Source organism: Vibrio sp. 1069 (assembly GCF_033340555.1).
In genome coordinates this window covers 1-719 of sequence record NZ_JAWOWP010000343.1, presented here as the reverse complement: position 1 = coordinate 719, position 719 = coordinate 1, and the positions used below count along the sequence as shown (strand labels likewise).

Genomic DNA, 719 nt, shown 5'->3' with positions numbered 1-719 from the left:
TGTAATCCGCCACTCCAAAGCTGCGAGAAGAGATCGTCGCGAGGTTCGCTCCCACATTGAGTAAAATCCGCCAGCCCTCTTGCCAACCATATTGACTAAGCACACTCTCGACCATCAATTGCGTGGTTCCGGATCGGCTTGGCGTGCTCATGGTAACGTGACCAAAGTACAGCGGATTAGTCAGATCTTGAAAACGCTTCGGTTCTGGTAAATGGTTCGCGGCCAAATAATCTTTGTTCCAAACAATCCCGGCGCCTGAGTATCCAAACGCCACGACTTGATCGTTATTAGGTAATAGATAAGGGGACAACCATTTCGGCACTTGCACACGCGACGACATATCAGCCAAACGATGTTCATTAGACAGCTCTTGCATCAGAAACGGCGACGAGCTCAACACCAAGTCGATATCCTTCATGTAGCTTTTGCTAAGCAATTGCAGGCTTGATTGAGTGCGTCGGTGAACCACTCGGACTTCAGCATCAGGATAGTGCTGCGTAAAGTCATCCACCAAAGCAGTGATTGGTGCTTGAGAGAAGGTCGTGAGTATCACCAACTCTTTTTCTGCTGCCATTGTGAGTGGTGCATAAAGCGCCGCACCAAGAAGTAAACGACGCCCAAATTGCTTGAAATCAGCCATCAAATTAACCAAAAACCTTAAATAGTGTGCGGTAACTCAAATCTATGAAAGATTGTCAAAAAATCTTACAGAGTATGTT

General features: G+C 46.7%; 1 protein-coding gene. It reads right to left on the bottom strand.

Going from position 1 to position 719, the window contains the following annotated elements; translation table 11 throughout:
* On the bottom strand, nucleotides 1-640 hold a 640-nt coding region (locus R7040_RS26405; protein WP_318097568.1), incomplete at its 3' end, for an ABC transporter substrate-binding protein.
* Between the last annotated feature and the right edge of the window lie 79 nt (nucleotides 641-719).